We start from the raw sequence: 25,226 nt of genomic DNA on the forward strand, positions 1-25,226 counted from the left end.
CCGGACCGGCCGCTGCCGGGTAGTCGCGATACCGGTACCTTTGCTCGCCTTGTTCGGGATCGGCGCGATTGCAAGAATGGCCGTTCCATTCCTGCTCGCTCGTGAGATTGACGATGAAGACACTCAAGCCCGGTTTGGCCCTGTGTGCCGCCATGATCGCCGTCGGGACGGCGCGGGCCGGCGATTTCTCGATCGAAAGCGCGGAGCTGGCTGGCGGCGCGTTCGATCACGCGCAGGTATCGGGCAGCTTCGGCTGCCACGGCGAGAATGTTTCGCCATCCATAAGATGGACGGATGCGCCGGCGGGTACGCAAAGCTACCTGCTGACGATGTTCGATGCCGATGCACCGACGGGCTCGGGTTTCTGGCACTGGGTCGTCGCCGATATACCGGCGTCTGCGCGTGGCGTCGCGCCTGGCTCGGGTAATGACGTTGGCAGGCTGCCGGCGGGTGCCGTCCCGATGAAGAACGACACCGGCCACGCCGGCTATCTCGGCCCGTGCCCGCCGCAAGGCGAGACACATCGCTACGTCATCACGCTGACCGCGCTCAAGGTGGCGAAGCTGCCGGTCGAGCGTGACGCGACGCCGGCGGTCGTCGGCTTCACCGCGCACTACCAGGCCATCGCGCAGGCGACGATGACCGTACGATTGAGCCGTTAGCCGCGCGTGCTGTCGTCCTGAAAGCCGTTCTTGCCGACGAAGATCTCCTTCAGCGCGGCGCGCAGCGCGACCGGATCGTATTGACCGGGCGCGAGATGGATCACGTAGCGCGTCTGGCCGTCGAGCCGCGCGGCGAGGGCGGGTTCGATCTCGACGTCGATCGTGTCGTCCGTCAGGCGCACCGACAGATCCTTGACGCGCACGTTGATCTGGTCGCGCACCATCACTTCGATCAGCGCGTCGTCCGGGAAGCGCGACAGCGCGAAGCAATAGTCCTGCTCGGCGTCGTGACAGTAGATGTTGGCGAAGCTTTCGTCGTCGTCGAGATCGGACGTCGCCGCGCCGATAGTGGCGTGAAGTTCCATGAAGGTGGGTTCCTGCATAAGGGAGTAGGGGTTATCGGGTTGAATGGAGGGCCGTGTCGATCGCGGCTGCCGCGCCGGGCGTCACGCCGGTAGCGCACGCCGCATCGGCATCGCGCGCCTTCAGCCACAGCCCGAATTCGCGCATCACTTCGACGACGGGCCGCAGCCGGTCGCCGTCGGCGGTCAGGTCGTACTCGACCCGTACCGGCACTTCCGGGTAGACGGTTCGCAATACGAGCCCGGCGTCTTCGAGCGCGCGCAGGTCGAGCGTCAGCATCCGTTGCGAGATGCCGGGCATGTCGCGCCGCAGGTCGCTGAAGCGCCGCGGCCCGTCGAGCAGATACGACACCAGCAGCAGCCGCCAGCGGCCGCCGAGCAGGCGCATCGCTTCTTCGACGGAACATCCGGTCGCACTCGTTTTCATCGCGCTCAATCCTGGTCGGTAAATTTTTTGTGACTACGGCACAAACGACTGCCGTCTTCTCAGCCCTGCGCCGATGCGAGATATTAGCGCCCGCGTCGCGGCGAATCGATACATGGACCACCCACGAAGGAAACGCATGAAGCTCTATCACGCTCCCGGCAGCTGTTCGCAGGCCATTTGCATCGTGCTGCGCGAAGGCGGCATCGATGCGGAGATCGTCAAGGTCGACGCGCGCAAGCATGTCATTGAAGACGGGCGCAATTACTACGATGTGACCGAACTCGGCTACGTGCCGCTGCTCGAACTCGACGACGGCACGCTGCTGCGCGAAGGCCCCGTGATCGCGCAGTATCTCGCGGACCGCTGCCCGCAAGCCGCACTTGCGCCCGCGTACGGCACGCTCGGCCGCTATCGGCTGATGGAGTGGCTGAATTTTCTCACGGCGGAAATCCACAAGGGCTTCATTCCGCTGCTGTACGCGGTGCAGGCGGGGAAGTACGTCGACCCGGCGAGAGCGAAGCTCGACAGCCGCTTTGCATGGATCGACCGTCAGCTCGACGGCCATACGTTCCTGATGGGCGACACGTTCACGGTTGCCGATGCGTACCTGTTCGCGCTGACGGGCTGGGGCAAGGCCGACTGGATGCGCTCGGTGTACCACGCGGATATCGACCTGACCCGGTATGCGCATCTGCATGCGTGGTACGAGCGGGTGCGGGCGCGTCCGGCGGTGCGGGCCGTGCTGGAGGCTGACGCTCTGGCGCGGTAGCGTGCGGCGGCGGTCGCGGATACGGCGCGTCGTAGCGCCGTATCGACGCACCGCCACACATCAAGGCCCCGCGCTATAATCGCCGCCATGAAATTCCTCCGGACCATCATCCTGTTGCTGCTCTGCGCGGTGCTGCCCATCAGCGGGCTGGCAGCCAGCGGCTTGGCCGGGGAATGTCCGATGATGCAGCAGGGCATGTCGATGGACATGGGTACCGGCATGACCGCCGACATGCCGGGTTGCGATTCGATGAAGTCGTCGCCTGCCGGCAAGGCCCACGCGAAAGCGAAGGGCATGTCCTGCAAGCTGACGGCGCAATGCCAGTTCGGCAGTCTCTATCATCCGGCCGCTCGTGCCGAAGTCAGTCGCCCCGCTGCATTCGCCAGCACTGTCGCCTTCCACTACGCGCAGATCCTCCCGGTCCGCGACCCGAACGGGTTGTGGCGCCCGCCACGCATCAGCTGATCCCGATCCGATAGGTTCGCCGCATTCGCGGTGAGGTTCGTCCTGTATCAGGACGTGGAATCCCTATGGGGTTCCGCCGTTGGGGTTAAACCATGTCATTCCATTTCGGCACGCCGCCTGCGCGGCGTGCGCGTCGGCGCGCGCCCATGCTTTGGGCGGCGCTGCTGGTCGCGGGCGCGGTTCACGCGCAGCAACCGCCGTTCACGCTGGACGCCGCGCTGCAGTCCGCCACCGATCATTCCGCGTCGATGCAGGCCGCCCAGGCATCGGTGCGCGCCAGCTCGGAGGCGGCCGTGAAGGCCGGGCAGTTGCCCGACCCGATGCTCAAGGCCGGCATCGACAACCTGCCGGTCAATGGCGGCCAGCGCTTCACGATCGGCCAGGACTTCATGACGATGCGTCGCATCGGCATCGAGCAGGAGTGGGTGTCCGGCGACAAGCGGCGCCTGCGCACGGCGCTCGCCGACGAGCAGGTCGGGCGCGAGCGCGCCGGTTATCTCGCGCAACTCGCGGCCGTACGCCAGCAAACCGCGACGGCGTGGCTTAACGCCGTCTACGCGAAGCAGGCGCTCGCGCTGCAGCAGGCGCTGCTCGATCACATGAACCACGAACTCGAAGCGACGAAGGCGTCGTATCGCGGCGCGAAGGCGAGTGCGGCCGATGTCGTCCAGGCGCGGGCCATGCTCGCGCAGACGCAGGATCAGTGGCTGAAGGCGCAGCAGGTCTACCAGACCGCGCTCATCGCGTTGTCGCGCTGGACCGCCGTGCCGGCGTCGGACGTCACGGGCGCGCCGCCCGCGCCGGAATCCTTCGTGTCGTCGTTGCCGCCGGACACGCTGCGCCTGTCGCAGCCGGCGCTGATCACGGCCGCCGACGATATCGCCGTCGCCGAAGCCGATACCGCCGTCGCGAACAGCGAACGCAGCCCGAACTGGACATGGGAAGTGGCGTACCAGCAGCGGGGCGGCGCGTATTCGAACATGGTGTCCGTCGGCGTCACGATCCCGCTGCCGCTCAATCGCGGGAACCGCCAGAACCGCGATGTCGCCGAAAAGGCCGCGCTCGCGACGAAGGCGCGCCTGATGTACGAGGACACGCTGCGCCAGGTACAGGCGGATATCCGCACGCAGTCCGCGACGCTCGCGAGCGGTCGTGCACGCATCGCGAATCTCGGCGCTGCGTTGCTGCCCGCGGCCGACCAGCGCGTGCAGCTGGCGAATGCCGCGTATCGCGCCGGCACCGGCTCGCTCGCGGAGACGTTCGCCGCGCGCCGCGCGCAACTGGATGCGCAACTGCAGGTGCTCGATCTCCGGCGCGAGGTTGCGCAGACCTGGGCACAGCTCGAATACCAGGTCGTGCCGTCGACGCTGGCCGCCTCGCAATAAAGGAGAACGACATGACGAAGCAAACACGGGCCCGAGCGGCCTTGCTGGCGTTCGCTGGTGCCGCGCTGCTCGGCGCGGGCTATTTCGCGGGGATGCGCCATGCGGCGACCGCCGCGACGGCCACGGATACCACCGGGTCGACCTCGATCGCCAAAACCGACCCGAAGACCGGACGCAAGGTGCTGTACTGGCACGACCCGATGGTACCGAACCAGCACTTCGACAAACCGGGCAAGTCGCCATTCATGGACATGCAGTTGCAGCCCGTCTATGCGGACGAAGGCGGCGGCGCGTCCGGTATCCGGATCGATCCGGGCCTGCAGCAGAATCTCGGCATCCGCTTCGCGACCGTCCATCGGCAGCAGACGGCGGCCGGATTCGATGCGGTGGGCACCACCCAGTTCGACGAATCGCGCGCGGACGTCGTCCAGTCGCGCGTGACCGGCTACATCGACCGTCTGTATGCGCGCGCACCGATGCAGCGCATCGCGAAGGGCGCGCCGGTGGCATCGCTGTTCGTGCCCGACTGGCTTGCGCCGCAGGAGGAGTACCTCGCGCTCAGGCGCGGCGGGATGGACGGCAGCCTGCTCGATGCAGCGCGCGCACGGATGCGGGCGCTGTCGATTCCCGACGGCATGATCGCGAGCCTCGAGCGCACCGGTCGCGTGCAGACGCACGTCGTGCTGAGCGCGCCGGAAACCGGCGTCGTCAGCGAGCTGAACGTGCGGGACGGCGCGATGGTCGCGCCCGGCCAGACGCTGGCGAAGATCGCGGGACTGTCGACGCTGTGGCTCATCGTCGAGGTGCCGGAAGCGCTTGCGCTGAACGTGCAGCCGGGGATGCCGGTCGACGCGACGTTCGCGGGCGACCCGACGCGGCATTTCACCGGCCGCATCCGCGAGGTGCTGCCCGGCATCAGCACGAGCAGCCGCACGCTGCAGGCGCGCGTGGAGCTCGACAACACCGCGCTGAAGCTCACGCCCGGCATGCTGATGCGCGTGCAGGTTGCCGCGCGGCAGACCGTGTCGCGCCTGCTCGTGCCGTCCGAAGCGGTGATCGCGACAGGCAAGCGCTCGATCGTCATCGTGAAGAACCGCGACGGCCGGCTTCAGCCCGCGACGGTGACGGTGGGCAACGACGTCGGCAGCGACACCGAAGTGCTCGGCGGGCTGAGCGAAGGCGACACGGTCGTTGCGTCGGGCCAGTTCCTGATCGACTCCGAGGCGAGCCTGAAAAGCGTGCTGCCGCGGCTGGCGCGCGACAGCGGCGCCAGCACGGCGGCGGCACCGATCTATGAAACCACCGGCAAGGTCGAACAGGTCACGGCCGACGACATCACGTTCTCGCATCGTCCCGTTCCGGCGCTCGGCTGGGGCGCGATGACGATGGCGTTCGGCAAGCCGTCGGCCGGCGCGTTCCCGGACGTGAAGCCGGGCCAGACGGTGCGCTTCGCGTTCACGCCGAGCGACGACGGCTATCGGCTGACGAAGGTCGAGCCGCAGGGAGGCGAACGATGATCGCGCGCATCATTCGCTGGTCGGTCCACAACCGCTTCCTTGTGCTGCTCGCCACCGTGCTGATCGCCGCATGGGGCATTCACTCGCTCGGGCAGACGCCGCTCGATGCATTGCCTGACCTGTCGGATACGCAGGTGATCGTGAAGGCGTCGTATCCGGGCAAGGCGCCGCAGATCGTCGAGGATCAGGTGACCTATCCGTTGACGACCACGCTGCTCGGCGTGCCCGGCGCGAAAACCGTCCGCGCGTACTCGTCGTTCGGCGACGCGTTCGTCTACGTGCTGTTCGACGACCGCACCGATCCGTACTGGGCACGCTCGCGCGTGCTCGAATACCTGAGCCAGGTGCAGAGCCGGCTGCCCGCAGGCGCCACCGTGTCGCTCGGGCCGGATGCGACCGGTGTCGGCTGGGTGTACGAGTACGCGCTCGTCGATCGCACCGGCCGTCACGATCTCGGGCAATTGCGCGCGCTCAACGACTGGTTCCTGAAGTTCGAGCTGAAGGCGGTGCCGGACGTGTCGGAAGTCGCGAGCATCGGCGGCATGGTGCAGCAGTACCAGGTCGTGCTCGATCCGGATCGGTTGCGCGCGTACGGCATCACGCAGGCGGAAGTCGCGAACGCGCTCGGCAATGCGAACCAGGCGTCCGGCGGCTCGGTCGTCGAGTTGGCCGAGTCGGAGTACATGGTGCGTTCGACCGGCTACCTGCGCACGCTTGACGATTTCCGGCAGGTGGTGCTGCGCACGAACGACGCCGGTACGCCGGTGCTGCTCGGCGATGTCGCGCGCATCCAGGTCGGCCCCGCGATGCGGCGCGGGATCGCCGAGCTGAACGGGCAGGGCGAGGTGACGGGCGGCGTCGTCGTGATGCGTTCGGGCAAGAACGCGCTGACCACGATCGACGCGGTGAAGGCGAAGCTGGCCGACCTGAAGCGTTCGTTGCCGCCCGGTGTCGAGATCGTCACGACCTACGACCGCTCGCAATTGATCGAGCGCGCGGTGGGCAACCTGAAGGACAAGCTGATCGAGGAGTTCGTGATCGTCGGGATCGTCTGCGCGGTGTTCCTGTTCCATCTGCGCAGCGCGTTCGTCGCGATCCTGTCGCTGCCGCTCGGCGTGCTGGCCGCGTTCATCGTGATGCGATACCAGGGTGTCAATGCGAACCTGATGTCGCTTGGCGGGATCGCGATCGCAATCGGCGCGATGATCGACGCGGCCATCGTGATGATCGAGAACGCGCACAAGCACCTGGAGGCGTACGACCACGCGCATCCCGGCGAACCGATTACGCCGGCGCGGCGGTGGGAGCTCGTCGCGACGTCGGCCGCGGAGGTCGGGCCCGCGCTGTTCTTCTCGCTGCTGATCATCACGCTGTCGTTCATTCCGGTGTTTTCGCTGGAAGGGCAGGAAGGCAAGCTGTTCGCGCCGCTGGCGTTCACGAAGACCTACACGATCGCCGCCGCCGCCGGGCTGTCGGTGACGCTGGTGCCGGTGCTGATGGGCTATCTCGTGCGCGGCCGCATTCCGCACGAGCACGCGAATCCGATCAACCGCGTGCTGATCCGCGTGTACCGGCCGCTGCTCGAAGCGACGCTCGCGCGCCCGTGGTTCGCGATCGGCGTCGCGGTCGTCGCGCTGGTGCTGACGGCCGTGCCCGTGTCGCGGCTCGGCGGCGAATTCATGCCGCCGCTCGATGAAGGCGACCTGCTGTACATGCCGACCGCGCTGCCGGGCATCTCCGCCGACAAGGCGAGCGAGCTGCTGCAGCAGACCGACCGGCTGATCAAGACTGTGCCCGAGGTCGACACGGTGTTCGGCAAATCGGGCCGTGCCGATACCGCGACCGATCCCGCGCCGCTCGAGATGTTCGAGACGACGATCCGGTTCAAGCCGCGCAGCGCATGGCGGCCCGGCATGACACCGGAGAAGCTCGTCGACGAACTCGATCGCACGGTGAAGGTGCCGGGCCTGTCGAACGTGTGGGTGCCGCCGATCCGCAACCGGCTCGACATGCTGTCCACCGGGATCAAGACACCGGTCGGCGTGAAGATCTCCGGGCCTGACCTGGCCGGCATCGACGCGATCGCGAAGCAGGTCGAGGCAGCGGTGAAACCCGTGCCGGGTGTCGCGTCCGCGCTCGCGGAGCGGCTGAACGGCGGACGCTACATCGACGTCGACATCGACCGGCTCGCGGCCGCACGCTACGGGCTGTCGGTAGCCGATATCCAGTCGGTCGTGTCGTCGGCGGTCGGCGGCGACGACGTCGGCGAGGTGATCGCGGGGCGCGAGCGCTTCCCGATCAGCGTCCGCTACCCGCGCGAGGTGCGCGATTCGGTCGAGAATCTGCGGCAACTGCCGGTCGTCGCCGCGCGCGGCGCGCAGATCCGCCTGGGCGACGTCGCACGCATCGCGATCGCCGACGGGCCGCCGATGATCCGCAGCGAGAACGCGCGACTGTCCGGCTACGTGTACGTCGACATCCGCGGCACCGATCTGCAGAGCGCCGTGCGCGCGATGCAGCAGGCCGTGGCGCAGCGGGTCGCGTTGCCGCCCGGCTATTCGATCGCGTGGTCGGGGCAGTTCGAGTATCTCGAACGCGCGGCGGCCAAGCTGCGCACCGTCGTGCCGGTCACGCTCGTGGTGATCTTCGTGTTGCTGTTCCTGACGTTCGGCTCGGCGGCCGATGCGCTGCTGCTGATGTCGACGGTGCCGTTCGCGCTGGTCGGCGGCTTCTGGCTCGTGTGGGCGCTCGGCCATGCGGTGTCCGTCGCGACGTCGGTGGGCTTTATCGCCCTCGCGGGCGTGGCCGCCGAGTTCGGCGTCGTGATGCTGCTGTACCTGAAGGGCGCGCTGCAGCGCCGGCTCGATGCCGGCGAACCGCTGACCGATGCGTTGCTGCTCGACGCGATCCGCGAAGGCGCGGTGTTGCGCGTGCGGCCCAAGGCGATGACGGTCGCCGTCGTGCTCGCCGGCCTCGTGCCGATCATGGTCGGGCACGGCGCCGGCTCCGAAGTCATGCAGCGCATTGCTGCGCCGATGGTCGGCGGCATGGTCACGGCGCCGCTGCTGTCGATGTTCGTCATTCCAGCCGCGTGGCTCCTGCTGCAGCGCCGTCGTGCGCGACGCATGCGCGACACGCGGCATTCCGATGCAGTTCCTCACGGCACACACGTGCCATCCATCCCAACCGGAGAATCCCGATGAAGAAGTTGATCACTGTCACCACCGCCGCAGCCGTTCTCGCGATCGGCGCGTTCGCCGCACCCGCCTTTGCAGCAGGCGACATGGCGGGCATGGACATGTCCGGCATGAAGATGTCGCCGGGCGGCGCGGGCGAGTCGAATGCCGCGTTGACCGACGCCGAAGTGAAGAAGGTCGATGCCGCGAGCGGCAAGATCACGCTGAAGCACGGCGCGCTCGACAACGTCGGGATGCCCCCGATGACGATGGCCTTCAAGGCGAAGGACGCGGCGATGCTCGAGCACGCGCATGCGGGCGACAAGGTCAAGGTGCGGATCGAGAAGGTCGACGGCACGCTGACGATCGTCAAGCTCGTGAAGGCGTCCTGACCTGAAGGCGCGCCGGTGCACCGCCCCCCGTGAACCGGGACGGCGGCCGCACCGGCGCCGCCCCTGTCGCGTCGGATGCCGCTCGTGCGTCGGTATGTGACGGTGCGCGACGGGTTAGGTACGGCGCGGCAGGGCGGTGTTTATATTTCAACAATACTTGAAATATCGAAATGATGGCGCTATCCTTCGCGCCATGGACTCCAATCTCGTCGTGCGCGCCCTGGGCGCGCTTGCTCATGAAGCGCGCCTGGCCATCTTTCGCGCGCTGGTGGTGACCGGGCCCGAAGGGCTGCCGGCCGGTGCGATCGCCCAGCAAATCGGGCTGTCGCCATCGAGCCTGTCGTTCCATCTGAAGGATTTGTCGCATGCGGATCTGGTCACCGCGCGACAAGAAGGCCGGTTCATCTATTACGCGGCGAATTTCGAATCGATGAGCGGGCTCATCGGGTTTCTGACCGAGAACTGCTGCGCCGGCGCGGCCTGTGGCGTACCGGCGGCGCCCGCCTGCTGCGCGGATCGCACATGACCGGTTCGAACGTTGCGCCGTCGCATGCGGTGGCCGCCAGGCCCGCCATCGGTTTCTTCGAGCGCTACCTGACCGTGTGGGTGGCGCTCTGCATCGTGCTCGGCATCGCGCTGGGCCACACACTGCCGGAACTCTTTCAGCACATCGGCCGCATGGAATACGCACAGGTCAACCTGCCCGTCGGGATGTTGATCTGGGTGATGATCGTGCCGATGCTCGTCAAGATCGACTTCGGTGCGTTGCACGAGGTTCGGCAGCATGTGCGGGGGATCGGTGTCACGCTCGCCGTGAACTGGCTCGTCAAGCCGTTTTCGATGGCGTTGCTCGGCTGGCTGTTCATCCGGCAACTGTTCGCGCCGATGCTGCCGGTCGACCAGATCGACAGCTATATCGCCGGCCTGATCCTGCTGGCTGCCGCGCCGTGCACGGCGATGGTGTTCGTGTGGAGCCGGCTGACGGGCGGCGATCCGCTGTTCACGCTGTCGCAGGTCGCGCTGAACGACAGCATCATGGTGATCGCGTTCGCGCCGCTGGTCGGCCTGTTGCTCGGGATGTCCGCCATCACGGTGCCGTGGGCGACGCTGCTCACGTCGGTCGTGCTCTACATCGTCATCCCGGTGATCCTCGCGCAAGTGTGGCGCAGGCTGTTGCTCGCCAGGGGGCAAGCGGCGTTCGATCGCGCGATGGCGAAGATCGGCCCCTGTTCCATTGCCGCGCTGCTGGCCACGCTGGTGCTGCTGTTCGCGTTCCAGGGCGAGGCGATCCTGAAGCAGCCGCTGGTGATCGCGTTGCTCGCGGTGCCGATCCTGATCCAGGTGTTCTTCAACGCGGCGCTCGCCTATGGGCTCAATCGCGTCGTCGGCGAGAAACACAGCATCGCGTGTCCGTCGGCATTGATCGGCGCGTCCAATTTCTTCGAGCTGGCCGTCGCGGCCGCCATCAGCCTGTTCGGCTTCCACTCCGGCGCAGCGCTCGCGACCGTCGTCGGTGTGCTCATCGAAGTTCCGGTCATGCTGCTCGTCGTGCGCGTCGTCAACCGTTCGAAGGGCTGGTACGAGCGCGCGTGAAATCATTCAGGAATCCGGAAATGACCGACATCACGATCTATCACAACCCCGATTGCGGTACGTCGCGCAACACGCTGGCGATGATTCGCAACACGGGCGTCGAGCCCCGCGTCGTCCTTTATCTGGAAACGCCGCCGGGTCACGAAGAACTGCGCGCGCTGATCGCGGCGATGGGCATCCCGGTGCGCGACGTGCTGCGACGCAAGGGGACACCTTATGAAGCGCTCGATCTCGACAATCCGAAATGGAGCGACGACGACCTGATCGGCTTCATGGTCGCTCACCCGATCCTGATCAATCGCCCGATCGTCGTCACCCCGCTCGGCACGCGGCTGTGCCGTCCGTCCGAGCAGGTGCTCGATATCCTGCCCGATCCGCAGAAGGGGCCGTTTGCGAAGGAAGACGGCGAAATCGTGATCGATGCGGAGGGCAAGCGTGTCTGACTGTCTGAACGATTTGCCGCAACTCGATGCCACGCTGTTTAGCGTACCGGACGCGAGCCGGCTGCAGCCCGCGCAGCCGTCGACGCATCCGCCTCGAATCGTCCTGCTCTATGGGTCATTGCGTACGCGCTCGTTCAGCCGGCTGCTGGTCGAGGAGGCGGCGCGGCTGCTGACGGCGATGGGTGCCGAAGCAAGGATCTTCAATCCGTCCGGCTTGCCGCTGCCTGACGATGCGCCGGACAACCACCCGAAAGTGGCGGAGCTGCGCGCACTCGTGCAATGGTCGGAGGGCATGGTGTGGTGCTCCCCCGAGCGGCACGGCGCGATGACCGGCGTGATGAAATCGCAGATCGACTGGATTCCGTTGTCGGTCGGCGCGGTGCGGCCGACGCAGGGCAAGACGCTCGCGGTCATGCAGGTCAGCGGCGGATCGCAGTCGTTCAACGCGGTCAACCAGATGCGCGTGCTCGGGCGCTGGATGCGCATGCTGACCATCCCGAACCAGTCTTCCGTCGCGAAGGCGTTCATGGAATTCGGCGACGACGACAGGATGAAACCGTCCGCGTATTTCGACCGGGTCGTCGACGTCATGGAGGAACTGGTCAAATTCACGCTGCTGACGCGCGACGTCGGCGCGTATCTGACCGACCGGTACAGCGAGCGCAAGGAAAGCGCCGAGCAACTGTCGCAGCGTGTGAACCAGACGCGCATCTGAATCGCTTGCGGGCGGGTGGCGCGACGATGTTTCGTTCGCGCCGGGCAGCGCGATCGTGCCCGGCGTGTCCGTTGAACAAGGTCAGCGCGCCAGCGTCAGGAACAGATACCCCGCATAGCCCGCGCCGTTCGCCAGCAACGCCCAGATCGCGAGCCCGCGCGTGCGTGCATTGAAGCGCAGCCATGCCGCCGCCGCGAGCGTGATGATCACGCCGGTCAGCACTTCGGGGCGCGGCTCCCATGGCGTCAGCATGATGCCGATCGCGGGCAGCAGCGTGCCCTGGAACACCATCGCGCCGGTGATGTTGCCGAACGCGAGCGTGTCCTTCTTGCGACGGATCCACAGCACGCTGTTGACCTTCTCTGGCAATTCGGTTGCGATCGGCACGATGATCAGAGACAGCAGCAGCGCGGATACGCCGAGCACGTGCGACACGCCTTCCACCCCGTGAATGAAGCCCTTCGCGCCGCCGACCAGCAGCGCGAGGCCGATGAGCAGTTGCAGCGCGATCGTCGCGAGGTTGGTCGGCATACCGAGGCGTGACAGGAACATCTTGTGCGGCGCCTCGGTGCCGTGCCCGGCATCGACGAGCTGGTTCGATGCGCGGAACGTCATCACCACATACATCACGTAGATGCCGACCAGCATCGCCGCGAGCAGCGCACGCACGGCCCAGTTGTGATGCGGGACGAACATCGCGGCGGTGGCCAGCGAGAACGCGGCGAGGAAGTAGTTCATGTCGCGCACGAAGCCCGTGCGTTCGGGCGCGATCGTGCCGCGCAGCCCGCGCGAGCGGATCACGGCGAGCGTCATCAGGAAGGTGGTGAGCGTCGCGAGCATCAGCGGTGCGCCGAGAATCGCGCCGACGCCGATCTCCTCGTTCACGGTCTGGTTCGCCGTGCCGCCGGCGAGTGCGAGCAGCGGCACCATCGTTTCGGGCAACGCGGTGCCAACGGCGGCGAACAGCGAACCGGTGACGCCTTCGGAAATCTTCAGGCGCTCGCCGAGATGTTCGAGTGCGTTGGTGAAGACCTCGGCGGCGACGAGGATGACGAGCAGCATGAACGCCAGTTCGAGGAACATGAAGGTCACGCGGCACCTCCGCAGGCATGCGCGCGGACGGCGGCGAAACGCGGGGAGAGGGCGGTGGGGAACATGGGGACTCCGTGGTCGGACGCTGACGAACCATGGCGCATCCGACGACGTCCGACCAGGAACGACGCGATGCGCCCATGGTCTCGCCAGGCCGATCAGGCTGAACGCGCCACGGCCGCAGGCCGAGTGTGTTGACGCGTTCGCTTTCCGGGGATGGAAAGCAGGCTACTCCCCAAAGACGAAGGGCAGTCTAGCCGAGCGATTTGCTTTCGACAAGCCTTCATCTCAGAAAAATATACCCCTCTCCCCTATATGGGGAGCCTTCTGGAGATATACTCCCCCGCCCTATCCAGGAGTCTGCCGGCGATGAGCCATACCGTTCGTGAAAAACAGAAGCTGCTGAACCGCGTGCGCCGTATCAAGGGCCAGGTCGAGGCGATCGAGCGCGCGCTCGGGGAAGAGCGCGGCTGCAACGAGGTGCTGCAATTGATCACGAGTTGTCGCGGCGCGATGAACGGGCTGCTGGCGGTCGTGCTGGAGGACCACATTCGCGAGCACATGGTCGATGCACATGGGCCGGACGAGCACGAAGGCAGCGCGACCGAGCAGTTGATCGACGTGGTGCACAGCTATTTCAAGTAATCGGGGCGGAACATGGGCAATTTCACGAATGACGCGTTCGGCGCGGGGCACGACCATATCTTCCTCGGCGCGGCGCACAAGCAGAACGAGCGGCGGACATGGATGGTGATCGGTCTGTGCTCGGCGATGATGGTGGCCGAGATCGTCGGCGGTACGCTGTTCGGTTCGCTGGCGCTCATCGCCGACGGGCTGCACATGTCGACGCACGCAGGGGCGATGCTGATCGCCGCGCTGGCCTATACCTATGCGCGCAGGCACGCCGACGATCCGCGCTTCGTGTTCGGCACCGGCAAGCTGGGCGACCTGGCCGGGTTCACGAGTGCGATCGTGCTCGCGATGATCGCGATCCTGATCGGCTACGAGGCTGTCGCGCGTTTGCTGGCGCCCGTTCCCATTCACTTCGGTGAAGCGATTCCGATTGCCGTCCTGGGGCTCGCGGTGAACCTCGCCAGCGTGTGGCTGCTGAGCGGCGACCATCACCATGCGCATGGTCACGGGCACGGTCATCATCATGGGCACGATCACGACGATGACCATCACGCGCATCACGATCACGGTTCGCACGCGGCAGCCCGTCGCGACCACAACATCCGGTCGGCCTACGTTCACGTGATCGCCGACGCGGCCGTGTCGGTGCTGGCCATCGTTGGGCTGTTGCTCGCGCGTGCATTCGGCTGGGTCTGGATGGACCCCGTCGCGGGCATCATCGGCGCACTCGTCATCGCGAACTGGTCGTATGGGCTGATGCGCGATACGGGCGGCATCCTGCTCGACGTCAATGTCGATCGCAAGCTGGCCGAGCGCGTCCGTCATGCGATCGAGGCGCTCGGCGACAAGGTCAACGATCTTCACGTGTGGCGCGTCGGCCCCGGCCACATGAGCGCGATCGTGTCGGTCGAGACCGTCGATGCGGCGCGCGACGCACGCTTTTACCATGCACTGGTCGAAGGTTTCGACGGCGTGTCGCACGTGACCGTCGAAGTGATGACGCCTGCGAAGGCGGCCTGATCGTGGCCGTGAAATCGCCGTGTATCGAGCTGTGTGCGTTTGATGGCCGCACCGGATTCTGCGTGGGCTGTTTGAGGACGCGCGACGAGGCACGTGACTGGAAGAAACTGACCGATCATCGCCGGCACCAGATACTGAACGACCGTGTGCGCAGGCAGGCGAAGATCCGGCGCGAACCGGGGGAGTGAAGGCGTTCGGCGGTGGTGGTCGTCGCGCTTCGCTCCGCGTTGCACCGGTCGTCATGCCGATGCGAAATGCGAGACGAACGGCTTATCCTGCGGCGCCGCGCGGAAAATAAAGCGCAAACGTCGTGCGCCCGTCGCGGCTCGCGACCTCGACCTTGCCGCGATGCAGCTCCATGATCGACTTCACGATCGCGAGCCCGAGCCCCGCATTGCGCGCCGCGCCGTGCCGCGACGAATCGATGCGGTAGAAGCGCTCGAAGATCTTGTCGACCTGTTCGGGCGGAATCGCGGCGCCGCGATTCGTGACTTCGACGACCGCATACCCGGCTTGCGTGGAAACCGCCAGCTCGATCGTCGACGCGGCTTCCGCATGTTCGAGCGCATTCGACGCGAGGTTGCTGACGGCGCGCCGGAACAGCGTCGCATCGGCGACGACCGGCGCTTCGCCATGCACGTCGATGCGCACGCCGGCTTCGTCGGCCAGTGCCTGGAAATACGACGCGAGCCGGCGCAGCTCGCTGCCCGCGTCGAGTTCGGCGGTTTTCAGGTGCTGTCGCGCATTGTCGGTGCGCGCGAGGAACAGCATGTTCTCGATCATCCGCTGCAGCCGTTCGCATTCCTCGATGTTCGAATCGATCAGCGCTTCGTATTCCTCGGTCGTGCGTGCGCGCGACAGCGTGACCTGCGACGAGCTGATCACGTTGGCGAGCGGTGTGCGCATGTCGTGTGCGAGATCGGACGAGAATTGCGACAGCCGCACGAACGCGCGTTCGAGGCGGTCGAGCATCCGGTTGACCGACGTTGCGAGTTCGTGGAGTTCGACCGGGCCGCCGCGCGCGTCGAGCCGTGCGTTCAGGTTGTGCGCCTCGATGCGCGACGTCTGCCGGCCGAGGCTCTTGACCGGGCGCAGGCCGCGCGACGCGACTGCGTAGCCGAGCGCGCCGACCAGCAGTGCACCCAGCGCCGCCGCGAGCCAGATGTCGACACGATAGCTTTCGAGCAGCGACTGGCGATCGGTTGCCGTGCGTGCAAGGGCGACCTGGATCGCATCGCCGGACGGTAGCGTTGCGCGTGCGTACACGCAACGCGACGTGCCGATGCCGGGCGGCGAGCAGGTGAACGGCCTGCTGGCTCTGCTGGCCGGGTGCGGTGCCGAGATGACCGAGGCCAGCGTGTTGCCGGCTTCGTCGGAATGTTCGACGAGCGCGCGGTTCTGCGCATCGTAGATGCCGAGATAGACGCCCGGATGCGACAGCAGCACCTCGTGAAACACGGCCGGATCGGCGCGCAGCGCGGCGATCGATCCGCTCGCGCGCGCGAGCTGCAGGAACTGGTTGAGCTTGCCGGAGATCTCGATGTCGTCGCGCCGCGTCAGCTCGGCGGACAGCGAGCGATACAGGTAAGCGCCGGTCAGTGCGAACACGAGCGCGGCGACGACGGCGAACGCGAGCGTCAGGCGCCGCAACAGCGAATACGAGGCCGGGCTCGTGGTCACGAACGATCCTCGAGCACGTAGCCCATTCCGCGGATCGTGTGGATCAGCTTCTTCTCATAGGCGTTGTCGATCTTCGCGCGCAGGCGCTTGATCGCCGCATCGACGACGTTCGTGTCGCTGTCGAAATTCATGTCCCAGATCTGCGACGTGATGAAGGTGCGCGTCAGCACTTCGCCCTCGCGCTCGGCGAGCAACTGCAGCAGCGCGAATTCCTGCGCGGTCAGGTCGATGCGGGTGTCGGCCCGCCGCACGCGGCGGCGGATCAGGTCGACTTCCAGATCGGCGACATGCAGGATGTCGCGCATGTTGCGCGGCGCGCGGCGCAGCAGCGAGCGGATGCGCGCGAGGAACTCGGCATACGCGAACGGCTTGAGCAGGTAGTCGTCGGCGCCCAGTTCGAGCCCGGCGACCTTGTCCTCGATCGCCTCGCGCGCCGTGAGCAGCAGCACGGGCGTCTGCTTCTGCGCGCGCAGCCGCTTGAGCACCTCGAAGCCATCCATTTCCGGCAGCATCACGTCGAGCACGACGAGATCGAAATCCTCGTGCAGCGCGAGGAACAATCCGTCCTTGCCGTTTTCCGCGACGTCGACCGTGTAGCTCGCCTCCATCAGCCCTTTCCGGAGGTACGACGCCATCTTCGGTTCGTCTTCGACTATCAGTATCCGCATGGTGAGGCAGGCCGTCCGTGATTCATCCTTGATTCCAGCCGGTCAGTGTAACGCGTGAGCTTACGGCGTCGTGTGTGCGCGAAGGATGATCGCGGGATGACGGAATTTTCATGAAGCGTGTGCGTTGCGCCGCCCGCGGTTCATGAAAATTCCGTCATGTTTCGGCCATGTCGTCGTCACCGCGGCGGCGATAAGCTGCGGCCGTCTTGTCCCCGGAGCGCGCCATCGCGGCGCGCACCGGCCCATCCGGTCGTTGCCTGCCTGATTTCGCATCCATGTCGTACTGGCGCAAATTCCTCCTCGTCGTGCTGCTGGCGCTGAGCCTGCCGATCCAGTCGTTCGCGACCGTGTCGATGGCATGCGCGGGCGCGGATGCGGTCGTTGCCATGCCGCACGCGGAAGACGGGGCAAGTGCTGTCGAGGCAGTGCCACATGCAATGCCGAACGCGCAGGGTGGCCAGCATGAGCATCAGCACGAACACGCCGACCCTGCGCGACATGCACCGCCGTGCTCCGCGTGCGGTTCCTGCTGCCTTGGCACCGGCATGGCGGATCTCCCCGCGATGTCCGTTGCTTCGGGTATCGGTATCGCGATCGTCTCTTTCGCGCCGACGCCGGTCGTCGTGTCGTTCCTGACCGGCGGCATCGACCGGCCGCCGCGCCGGCTTCTCGTCTAGACCCTGCCCGCGGCCCCGACCGGCCGCGCTCTGCCATCCGCTCCGGCGGCGGCATCACGCCCGCCGGACGACTCACGACGAGACCCATTCATGCGATTGATTACTGCGGCGCTGCTTGGCGCGGCGGCCCTCGTGCCGTCGCTCGCGCCTGCGCAAACCCCGCTGCCCGATCCGGCGGACGCCGCCGCGGCGGTGCCGGATGTCACCGTGACGTCCGCATTCGACGGCTATCGGCCGTATCGGGACGACGAAGGCCCGGGCTGGACACAACTGAACCGTGACGTGATGGAGCGACCCGCGAAAGGACGTACGACTGGCGGCGCGACCGGAAGCGGCGCCGCGCATTCGAAGCACGGAGGCACCGCGCCATGACGATGCTTGCGATATCACCGAGGATCGGCGCGGCCGCAGCCGTGCTGGCCTTCCTCGCGGGCTGCACGACGTTCTCGAAGGATGGCGGCTTCGACGCGGTGTCGTCCGCCGCGTCGGAACGCATCGGCAAAGACGCGGTCGTGGTCAAGACCGACGCCGACCGCGAAGCCGTCGACAGGCGCACGAAGGAACTGCTTGCGAAGCCGCTGTCGATGGACGACGCGGTGCAGGTCGCGCTCCTGAACAACCGTGGCCTGCAGGCGTCCTACGCGGAACTGGGGTTGTCGGAAGCCGATCTCGTCCAGGCCGGCCGGCTGCCGAATCCGCGTTTCGCGTTCAGCCGCACACGTGCCGGAGACGGCGAGCTGACGCTCGGCCGTACGTTCTCGGCGAACGTGTTCGCGCTGCTGACGATGCCGCTCGCGACGAACATCGAACGCCGCCGCTTCGAGCAGACCAAGCTCGAAACGGCCGACGCGATGCTGAAGGTGGCCGCCGACGCACGCCGCGCGTACGTCGAGGCCGTTGCCGCCGAGCAGGCCGCGAACTACGCGCAACAGGTGCGCGATGCCGCGAGCGCGGCCGCCGAACTCGCGCTGCGCATGCGGCAGGCCGGCAACCTCAGCCGCCTCGATTACGCGCGCGAACAGGCGTTCCATGCCGATGCGGTCGCGCAGCACGCGAAGGCGCGCCAGCAGGCCGTCGCCGCGCGCGAGAAGCTCACGCGGGCGATGGGCCTGTGGGGCGAACGCACGCAGTACACGCTGCCCGAGCGCTTGCCCGACCTGCCGAAAGCGCGGCCGAACCTGCCCGATCTCGAGCGGTTTGCGATGAGCAACCGTTTCGACATCCAGGCCGCGAAGCTGCAGACGCAGGGTGTCGCGTCGTCGCTCGGCTTGAGCAAGGCGACGCGCTTCGTCAATGCGGTCGATCTCGGCTACGTGAACAACTACGAAACCGGCAAGGGCCACGAGCACGGCTACGAGATCAGTGTCGAGATTCCGCTGTTCGACTGGGGCGGTGCGAAGGTCGCGCGGGCCGAGGCCGTCTACATGCAGTCGGCGAACCGGCTCGCGAAGACGGCGATCGATGCGCGCTCCGAAGTACGCGAATCGTATGCGGCATACGTGACGAGCTACGACGTCGCGACCCACTATCGCGATGAAGTCGTGCCGCTGCGCAAGACGATCTCGGACGAGCTGCTGCTGCGCTACAACGGGATGCTCGCGAGCGTGTTCGAGCTGCTGACCGATGCGCGCGAACAGGTCGGCGCGGTCAACGGCTATATCGATGCGCTGAAGGACTACTGGCTCGCCGAAACCGATCTGCAGATGGCCGTCGGGGGCCGGTTGCCGTCGCCGGGCGCGTCGCCATCTACCCAACCCGAATCCACTTCAAATGCTGACGCTGCACCGCAGCCGGCTTCCACCCCCGCGGCGCAAACGGCGCCCGCGGTGCAAACCCATCCGGAAGGTAATTGACATGGTGTCCCGTCGACAATTTCTCAGCGGCTCGGGCGCCGCGCTGCTCGGTGCGGCGATGGTCAGCAAGGCCGGCGCCGCGTCGCTGCCCGAAGCGCCCACGATGGCGAAAACCGCCACGCAGCCGCCGCTCGTGCCGCCGAACGGCCGCCCGTACACGCCCGTCGCGACGCTGAACGGCTGGACGCTGCCGTGGCGGATGAAGAACGGCTGGAAGGAGTTCCACCTGACGGCCGAGCCCGTCGTGCGCGAGATGGCGCCCGGCATGAACGCGAACCTGTGGGGCTACAACGGCCAGTCGCCGGGCCCGACGATCGAGGCCGTCGAAGGCGACAAGGTGCGCATCTTCGTGACCAACCGCCTGCCCGAGCACACGACGATCCACTGGCACGGGCTGCGGCTGCCGAACGGGATGGATGGCGTCGGCGGCCTCACGCAGCCGCATATCCCGCCCGGCAAGACCTTCGTCTACGAGTTCCAGCTGGAAGCGCACGGCACGTTCATGTACCACCCGCACGCCGACGAGATGGTGCAGATGGCGATGGGGATGATGGGCATGTTCATCGTGCATCCGAAGGACCGCGGCACGATGCCGGTCGATCGCGATTTCGTGTTCCTGCTCGCCGCGTACGACATCGAACCGGGCAGCTACACGCCGCGCGTGAACGAGATGACGGACTTCAACATGTGGACCTTCAACTCGCGCGTGTTCCCGGGCATCGATCCGCTGCCGGTGCGCGCGGGCGACCGCGTGCGGATTCGTTTCGGCAACCTGACGATGACGAACCATCCGATCCACCTGCACGGCTACAGCTTCGAAGTCACGGGTACCGACGGAGGCTGGATTCCACCCGCCGCGCGCTGGCCGGAAGTGACGGCCGATGTCGCGGTGGGCCAGATGCGCGCGATCGAGTTCACCGCCGATCGTCCGGGCGACTGGGCGTTCCATTGCCACAAGTCGCATCACACGATGAATGCGATGGGCCACCAGGTGCCGAACCTGATCGGCGTGCCGCAGAAGGATCTCGCGAAACGCATCGGCAAGCTCGTGCCCGACTACATGGCGATGGGCAGCACGGGTGGCGCGATGGGCGGCATGGAGATGCCGCTACCCGACAACACGCTGCCGATGATGACCGGCACGGGTCCGTTCGGGCCGCTGGAGATGGGTGGCATGTTCACGGTCTGCAAGGTGCGGCAGGGGCTCGGCCGCAACGACTATCGCGATCCGGGCTGGTTCAGGCATCCGAAAGGCACCGTCGCGTACGAGTACACCGGCGAACTGCCGGACGGCTGAGCAGCAGCATGCGGCGGCTGCACGCACGCGGCCGCCGGTTTCATTTCATTCACTGGGAGTCGACACGATGAAGAAGGGACTGGTTCTGATGGCAATGGGTGGTGCGCTGGCGTTTTCCGCGGCGTCTTATGCGGCCGGCGACATGGCCGGCATGGACATGAGCGGTGGTACGAAGCAGGAAGCCGCGGCGCAACAGGGCATGTCTCACGGGGAAATTCGCAAGGTCGATACGGCAGCCGGCAAGCTGACGATCAAGCACGGCCCGCTGGAAAACCTCGGGATGGACGCGATGACGATGGTGTTCAAGGTGAAGGATCCGGCGATGCTGTCGCAGGTGAAGGCGGGCGACAAGATCGACTTCGTCGCGGAAGACGTGGACGGCGCGCTGACCGTCGTCGAGCTGAAGAAGCCGTGACGCGGAGCGTGAACATGAAGATCCCGAACCTCGCGCGGCTGGCCGCGTGTGCCGTGGCCGGCGCGATCGTCGCGGCCGCACCGGTTGCGGCGTTGGCGCACGGCAAGCTGGAAAGCGCCGCACCGGCGACGGGCAGCACGGTCGACATCGCGCCCGATACATTGCGGCTCACCTTCAACGAAGACCTCGAACCGGCGTTCAGCTCGGTGAAGGTATCGGATGCGAACGGCGGCGCCGTCACGCAGGAAAAGGCGAAGGTCGATGCGGCGAACCCACGCGTGATGACGCTCGCGATGCCGAAGCTCGCGCCCGGCGCGTACACGGTGCAGTGGGCGGCGATGACGGCCGACGCGCATCGCACGAAGGGCACCTATACGTTCAGGGTGAAGGGATGAACGACGGCCTTGTCGGCCTCCTGCGGCTCGTGTCGGTGGCGATCCAGAATGCCGGGTTCGCCGTCGTCGTCGGCGCGCTGCTCGGCAGCCACTGGCTCGCGCGCGGCGCGTCGACGTGGCAGCACGGCATCGGGCGGCGGCTCGTCGCGACGCTGCGCATCGCGTCGGTCGTATCGCTGGTCGCGAGCGTCACCGCGTTCTGGGCGCATTGCGCGCTGATGAGCGAGGTGTCGTTGCTCGAAGCGGGGCCGGCTGTCTGCGCGATGCTCGCGGGCACCGGGTTCGGTCATGCGTGGCTGGCTGGTGCGGCGTTCATGCTCGTCGTCGTGGGGCTGTCGTTCGTCAGGCGCGTGAACGATACGCGCGTGCCGTTCGCGATGTGGGCCGCGCTCGCCTGCGTCGCGCTCGCGCGCAGCAATGGCGGGCATCCGGTGGACGCCGGATGGTTCAGCGTGCCGGTGTGGATCGACTGGCTGCATCTGCTGGCGATCAGCGCGTGGGTCGGGCTCGTGCTCGTGACGGCATTCGGCGTGATGCCGAGGCTGTCCGCGATGCCCGCGAGCGAGCGCACGACCGGCGCATCGTTCGTGCAGTCGCTGTCCGATGCGTCGACCTACGCATTGATCGTGCTGTTCGCGACCGGCGCGTACAACGGCTGGCGCGGCGTCGATACGCCCGCCAATCTGATCGCATCGACGTACGGGCAGATCCTGCTGCTGAAGCTCGCACTCGTGCTGATCGCGGCGGCACTCGGCGGACACAACCGCTTCTTCGGGATGCCGACATTGCTGGCTGCGCTGAAGAATCCGGCCGCCTCGATGCCGGCCAGTGCGTTGAAACGGTTCGGCACAGTGTTGCGGATCGAGGCGGTGGTGCTCGGCGGCGTGCTGATGGTCGCGGCCGTGCTCGTGTCGAGCGCGTTGCCGGGCACGGTGTAGCGCGACGGCGCGACGCTGCGGCAGCGAACGCGCGCGGGGCAATCGTTACGGGCACGGCGGATTTTCATCAGACGATTTCCCCGCTTTTTCAGGCGCAAACGCGCGCTCGACGGCGATCGCAGCGTGATAACGACAATTACATCAGCCTGTCTTTCGATTACCAAAAACTGTCATTGAGCGCCGCTAAGCTTTCGCCACCCTCACAACCGGGATTCCCCGTCATGCGCTCGACAATCCGCCTCATCACCCCGCTATTGCTGCTCCCGACGCTCGCCGCGCCGGTTTTCGCCGCCACTGCCGCGCCCGTCAGCCCGAACTGCGGCGGCAGCACGACGCCGATCGCCGATATCCAGGGGCCGGGCGCGCCGTCGCCGCTCGCTGGCCAGAACGTGTCGATCGAAGCCGTCGTCACCGCCGATTTCGGCGGCACGGATGGCTTCGGCGGCTTCTTCGTCCAGCAGGCCGATGCGCAGCGCCGCAATCAGCCGGGCGTGTCCGAAGGGCTGTTCGTCTATGCGCCGAAAGTGCGTGCGAAAGCGGGCGACCTCGTGCACGTGACGGGCAAGGTCGAGGAGAAATACGGGCAGACGCAGCTCACGCAGTCGGGCGCGATCGCGGTGTGCGCGAACAACCAGACCGTCACGCCCGCGACGCTCACGCTGCCGGTCGACAGCCCGAACGCGTTCGCCGCGTATGAAGGGATGCTGGTGCGCCTGCCGCAGACGCTGAACGTCACCGACAACTACGAGCTCGGCCGCTACGGCAGCGTGATGCTCAGCAACGGCCGCCTGCGCACGCCGACGAGCGTCGTGCCGCCCGCGCAGGCGCAGACGCAGATCGATGCGAACGCACGCAACCGCCTGATCCTCGACGACGGCTCGAACAAGCAGAACCCCGCCACGGTGCCGTACCCGGCGCCGGGCCTGTCGGCCGCGAACACGCTGCGAGCAGGCTACACGGTGCGCGACATCGAGGGCGTGCTCGAAGTGCGTTACGGCGCCTGGCGCGTACAGCCGCTGCCGGGTGCCGCCGTGCCGGCATTCGAAGCGCGCACGAACCCGCGTACCAACGCGCCCGCGCGCGATCCGAAATCGAACCTGCGCGTCGCGTCGTTCAACGTCCTCAACTACTTCAACGGCAACGGTCTCGGCGGCGGCTTCGACGATCCGAACAACCGCGGCGCGAAGAACTACCAGGAATTCCAGCGCCAGGAAGCGAAGATCGTCAGCGCGTTGAAGGCGATCGACGCCGACGTGATCGGCCTGATGGAAATCCAGAACAACGGCTATGGCGAACTGAGCGCGGTGCGCCAGCTCGCGGCGAAGCTCGGCACCCACTGGCGCGTCGTCGATCCGGGCGTGTCGCGCCTCGGCGGCGATGCGATCACGGTCGCGATGATCTACGACAGCCGCAAGGTCGAACCGGTCGGCCGTGCGGCGACGCTTGCGATCGACGACAAGAACCGCCAGCCGCTCGCGCAGTCGTTCCGGATGATCGGCGGCAACAAGCAGTCGCTGACGGTCGCGGTCAACCACCTGAAGTCGAAGAACTGCCCGGAAGCCGCGAACGACGATCTCGACCAGGGCGACGGCCAGGGCTGCTGGAACCCGACGCGCACGCGCGCGGCGGCGAAGGTGGCCGACTGGCTCGCCGGCAACCCGACGGGCGTCGCGGGCCAGGGCGTGCTGCTGATCGGCGACTTCAACAGCTACACGTACGAAGACCCGATCCGCGCGCTCGAATCGCGCGGCTACCGCAACCTCGTCGCGCGCTGGATCGGCGCGAATGCGTACAGCTACGTGTACAACGGCGAAGCCGGCTATCTCGATCACGCGCTCGCGACGCTGCCGCTCGCGTCGCACGTGAAGGCCGTGCACGAATGGCACATCAACGCGGACGAGCCGCTCGCGCTGCAGTACACGCTCGCGTACAAATCGGCGGAGCAGCAGAAGACGTTCTACGCGCCGGATGCGTATCGCTCGTCGGATCACGATCCGGTGCTGATCGATATCGCGATGCCGGGCGGCGGGAAGTAATGGCGGATTGAACGCGAATGAAGCGCGGCATGCGGCGAGGCTGCACGCCGCGCTTCATTTTCATCGCACCGGCCGGCTGGATCACGGGTAAATAATTCCGCTGAAATTTTCGTGAATTAGAAAAATCGGTATTTTATGGATGGCGTGATGCGGATAAGCGCCTCGATTGAAGAATAGTTGAAGTGACTTGAATCATTGAGTGACAGTCTATGCGTAATGTCACGCTGAATTAATCGATGTCCGATAATTAAAATGAAAGAATAATTCCGGCGATCTGAAGGCTTTCGAGGCGCTGCGTCCGCGCCAGTAAAGGACGCCTGGTTGTGCGGGAAAAGCGGCGGATTCGGCGGATTATTGCCCGCAAAGTGCGCAATGCACAAATAATCCCGCTTTCTTTCAATTGCCAGACACTGTCCGCCGTTAGCATCATTGCGGGATTTTTAATATCCGAATGATCTTTGACAACGCGGCGCAGCACCGCCTATTTTTGTGTTGTCGTAAATTTGGGTCATATAAAAGTTGTCCAAACTGCAGGGGGCGTCCGAGCACCATTCTCGCCAGCAGTTTGCTGTGTCTGTATCAAGTTCAGTCTCTTAGAAGTCCAATCCCCAACCGC

At 66.3% G+C, this 25,226-nt stretch carries 27 protein-coding genes and 1 riboswitch; of the genes, 22 read left to right on the forward strand and 5 right to left on the reverse strand.

Annotated elements, in window-relative coordinates; genetic code table 11:
- Positions 1–113 precede the first annotated feature (113 nt).
- Positions 114–662: a YbhB/YbcL family Raf kinase inhibitor-like protein gene (locus tag QZM67_RS35390; protein WP_301810610.1), complete on the forward strand. Its 549-nt coding sequence runs from the start codon at positions 114–116 to the stop codon at positions 660–662.
- Here the strand turns inward: QZM67_RS35390 and QZM67_RS35395 are convergent.
- Together QZM67_RS35395 and QZM67_RS35400 are read right to left on the reverse strand one after the other, a co-directional pair.
- The gene (locus QZM67_RS35395) at positions 659–1,027 is read right to left on the reverse strand and encodes a hypothetical protein (protein ID WP_122948700.1); all 369 of its coding nucleotides are present in this window, start codon (positions 1,025–1,027) and stop codon (positions 659–661) included. The two genes, QZM67_RS35390 and QZM67_RS35395, sit on opposite strands and share 4 nt — an antisense overlap.
- 31 nt (positions 1,028–1,058) lie before the next feature.
- Positions 1,059–1,451, reverse strand: coding sequence for a helix-turn-helix domain-containing protein (locus QZM67_RS35400; RefSeq protein WP_175025108.1), 393 nt, complete (start codon positions 1,449–1,451; stop codon positions 1,059–1,061).
- Between the two features lie 136 nt (positions 1,452–1,587).
- Here QZM67_RS35400 and gstA point away from each other — a divergent pair, with 136 nt between their 5' ends.
- From gstA to arsH, 10 genes are all read left to right on the forward strand, one after another.
- Positions 1,588–2,220 carry a glutathione transferase GstA gene (gstA, locus tag QZM67_RS35405; RefSeq protein WP_301810611.1) on the forward strand — a complete coding sequence of 211 codons (633 nt, stop codon included), beginning with the start codon at positions 1,588–1,590 and terminating at the stop codon, positions 2,218–2,220.
- 87 nt (positions 2,221–2,307) lie between these two features.
- Positions 2,308–2,685, forward strand: a complete 378-nt coding sequence (locus QZM67_RS35410; RefSeq protein ID WP_301810613.1) for a hypothetical protein — start codon at positions 2,308–2,310, stop codon at positions 2,683–2,685.
- Between the two features lie 92 nt (positions 2,686–2,777).
- Positions 2,778–4,070, forward strand: a complete 1,293-nt coding sequence (locus QZM67_RS35415; protein ID WP_301810615.1) for a TolC family protein — start codon at positions 2,778–2,780, stop codon at positions 4,068–4,070.
- Positions 4,071–4,081: 11 nt separating this feature from the next.
- Positions 4,082–5,587 carry an efflux RND transporter periplasmic adaptor subunit gene (locus tag QZM67_RS35420; protein WP_301810617.1) on the forward strand — a complete coding sequence of 502 codons (1,506 nt, stop codon included), beginning with the start codon at positions 4,082–4,084 and terminating at the stop codon, positions 5,585–5,587.
- Complete coding sequence (locus QZM67_RS35425) at positions 5,584–8,790, forward strand: efflux RND transporter permease subunit (RefSeq protein ID WP_301810618.1); 3,207 nt, start codon at positions 5,584–5,586, stop codon at positions 8,788–8,790. The genes QZM67_RS35420 and QZM67_RS35425 overlap by 4 nt, the downstream gene beginning before the upstream one ends.
- A complete protein-coding gene (locus QZM67_RS35430) occupies positions 8,787–9,155 on the forward strand; it encodes a copper-binding protein (RefSeq protein ID WP_175025102.1) in 369 nt (122 codons plus the stop codon). The genes QZM67_RS35425 and QZM67_RS35430 overlap by 4 nt, the downstream gene beginning before the upstream one ends.
- A gap of 193 nt (positions 9,156–9,348) precedes the next feature.
- On the forward strand, positions 9,349–9,681 hold the full coding sequence (locus tag QZM67_RS35435) for a helix-turn-helix transcriptional regulator (protein ID WP_175025101.1): 333 nt from the start codon (positions 9,349–9,351) through the stop codon (positions 9,679–9,681).
- Complete coding sequence (arsB, locus tag QZM67_RS35440; protein ID WP_301810622.1) at positions 9,678–10,748, forward strand: ACR3 family arsenite efflux transporter; 1,071 nt, start codon at positions 9,678–9,680, stop codon at positions 10,746–10,748. The genes QZM67_RS35435 and arsB overlap by 4 nt, the downstream gene beginning before the upstream one ends.
- A gap of 20 nt (positions 10,749–10,768) precedes the next feature.
- On the forward strand, positions 10,769–11,191 hold the full coding sequence (gene arsC / locus QZM67_RS35445; protein WP_301810624.1) for an arsenate reductase (glutaredoxin): 423 nt from the start codon (positions 10,769–10,771) through the stop codon (positions 11,189–11,191).
- Positions 11,169–11,906 carry an arsenical resistance protein ArsH gene (gene arsH, locus QZM67_RS35450; RefSeq protein WP_175025098.1) on the forward strand — a complete coding sequence of 246 codons (738 nt, stop codon included), beginning with the start codon at positions 11,169–11,171 and terminating at the stop codon, positions 11,904–11,906. Before arsC ends, arsH begins: the two co-directional genes overlap by 23 nt.
- A gap of 81 nt (positions 11,907–11,987) precedes the next feature.
- Here arsH and QZM67_RS35455 read toward each other — a convergent pair whose 3' ends face one another.
- Positions 11,988–12,998 (reverse strand): sodium:calcium antiporter, encoded by a 1,011-nt coding sequence (locus tag QZM67_RS35455; RefSeq protein ID WP_301810626.1) that lies wholly within the window; start codon positions 12,996–12,998, stop codon positions 11,988–11,990.
- A gap of 85 nt (positions 12,999–13,083) precedes the next feature.
- Positions 13,084–13,247, reverse strand: a riboswitch (yybP-ykoY riboswitch).
- 120 nt (positions 13,248–13,367) lie between these two features.
- Between QZM67_RS35455 and QZM67_RS35460 the strand changes: the two genes are divergently transcribed.
- From QZM67_RS35460 to QZM67_RS35470, 3 genes are read left to right on the forward strand one after another with little or no spacing between them, the layout of a single operon-like run.
- The gene (locus tag QZM67_RS35460) at positions 13,368–13,643 is read left to right on the forward strand and encodes a metal/formaldehyde-sensitive transcriptional repressor (protein ID WP_039354022.1); all 276 of its coding nucleotides are present in this window, start codon (positions 13,368–13,370) and stop codon (positions 13,641–13,643) included.
- 12 nt (positions 13,644–13,655) lie between these two features.
- Complete coding sequence (gene dmeF / locus QZM67_RS35465; protein ID WP_301810628.1) at positions 13,656–14,651, forward strand: CDF family Co(II)/Ni(II) efflux transporter DmeF; 996 nt, start codon at positions 13,656–13,658, stop codon at positions 14,649–14,651.
- 2 nt (positions 14,652–14,653) lie between these two features.
- A complete protein-coding gene (locus QZM67_RS35470; RefSeq protein ID WP_175025095.1) occupies positions 14,654–14,839 on the forward strand; it encodes a DUF1289 domain-containing protein in 186 nt (61 codons plus the stop codon).
- Between the two features lie 82 nt (positions 14,840–14,921).
- Here QZM67_RS35470 and QZM67_RS35475 read toward each other — a convergent pair whose 3' ends face one another.
- Both QZM67_RS35475 and QZM67_RS35480 read right to left on the reverse strand, forming a co-directional pair.
- Positions 14,922–16,331, reverse strand: coding sequence for a heavy metal sensor histidine kinase (locus tag QZM67_RS35475; protein ID WP_301810631.1), 1,410 nt, complete (start codon positions 16,329–16,331; stop codon positions 14,922–14,924).
- A complete protein-coding gene (locus tag QZM67_RS35480; RefSeq protein WP_301810633.1) occupies positions 16,328–16,999 on the reverse strand; it encodes a heavy metal response regulator transcription factor in 672 nt (223 codons plus the stop codon). The genes QZM67_RS35475 and QZM67_RS35480 overlap by 4 nt, the downstream gene beginning before the upstream one ends.
- 275 nt (positions 17,000–17,274) lie before the next feature.
- On the opposite strand from QZM67_RS35480, the gene QZM67_RS35485 reads away from it, so the two are divergent.
- The 8 genes from QZM67_RS35485 to QZM67_RS35520 all read left to right on the forward strand — a co-directional run bounded on the left by QZM67_RS35485 (position 17,275) and on the right by QZM67_RS35520 (position 24,610).
- The gene (locus QZM67_RS35485; RefSeq protein ID WP_301810659.1) at positions 17,275–17,676 is read left to right on the forward strand and encodes a hypothetical protein; all 402 of its coding nucleotides are present in this window, start codon (positions 17,275–17,277) and stop codon (positions 17,674–17,676) included.
- A 90-nt stretch (positions 17,677–17,766) separates the two neighbouring features.
- Positions 17,767–18,048, forward strand: coding sequence for a hypothetical protein (locus tag QZM67_RS35490; RefSeq protein ID WP_301810635.1), 282 nt, complete (start codon positions 17,767–17,769; stop codon positions 18,046–18,048).
- Positions 18,045–19,529 carry a TolC family protein gene (locus QZM67_RS35495; RefSeq protein ID WP_301810636.1) on the forward strand — a complete coding sequence of 495 codons (1,485 nt, stop codon included), beginning with the start codon at positions 18,045–18,047 and terminating at the stop codon, positions 19,527–19,529. Before QZM67_RS35490 ends, QZM67_RS35495 begins: the two co-directional genes overlap by 4 nt.
- Before the next feature lies 1 nt (position 19,530).
- Positions 19,531–20,826, forward strand: coding sequence for a multicopper oxidase family protein (locus tag QZM67_RS35500; protein ID WP_301810637.1), 1,296 nt, complete (start codon positions 19,531–19,533; stop codon positions 20,824–20,826).
- A 67-nt stretch (positions 20,827–20,893) separates the two neighbouring features.
- Positions 20,894–21,241 carry a copper-binding protein gene (locus QZM67_RS35505; protein WP_301810641.1) on the forward strand — a complete coding sequence of 116 codons (348 nt, stop codon included), beginning with the start codon at positions 20,894–20,896 and terminating at the stop codon, positions 21,239–21,241.
- A 14-nt stretch (positions 21,242–21,255) separates the two neighbouring features.
- Positions 21,256–21,636, forward strand: a complete 381-nt coding sequence (gene copC, locus QZM67_RS35510) for a copper homeostasis periplasmic binding protein CopC (RefSeq protein ID WP_301810643.1) — start codon at positions 21,256–21,258, stop codon at positions 21,634–21,636.
- A complete protein-coding gene (locus QZM67_RS35515) occupies positions 21,633–22,574 on the forward strand; it encodes a CopD family protein (RefSeq protein WP_301810645.1) in 942 nt (313 codons plus the stop codon). Before copC ends, QZM67_RS35515 begins: the two co-directional genes overlap by 4 nt.
- Positions 22,575–22,795: 221 nt before the next feature.
- Positions 22,796–24,610, forward strand: coding sequence for an ExeM/NucH family extracellular endonuclease (locus tag QZM67_RS35520; protein ID WP_301810647.1), 1,815 nt, complete (start codon positions 22,796–22,798; stop codon positions 24,608–24,610).
- Positions 24,611–25,226: the final 616 nt, after the last annotated feature.

This window comes from Burkholderia sp. AU45251 (assembly GCF_030482905.1).
Lineage (GTDB): Bacteria > Pseudomonadota > Gammaproteobacteria > Burkholderiales > Burkholderiaceae > Burkholderia > Burkholderia aenigmatica.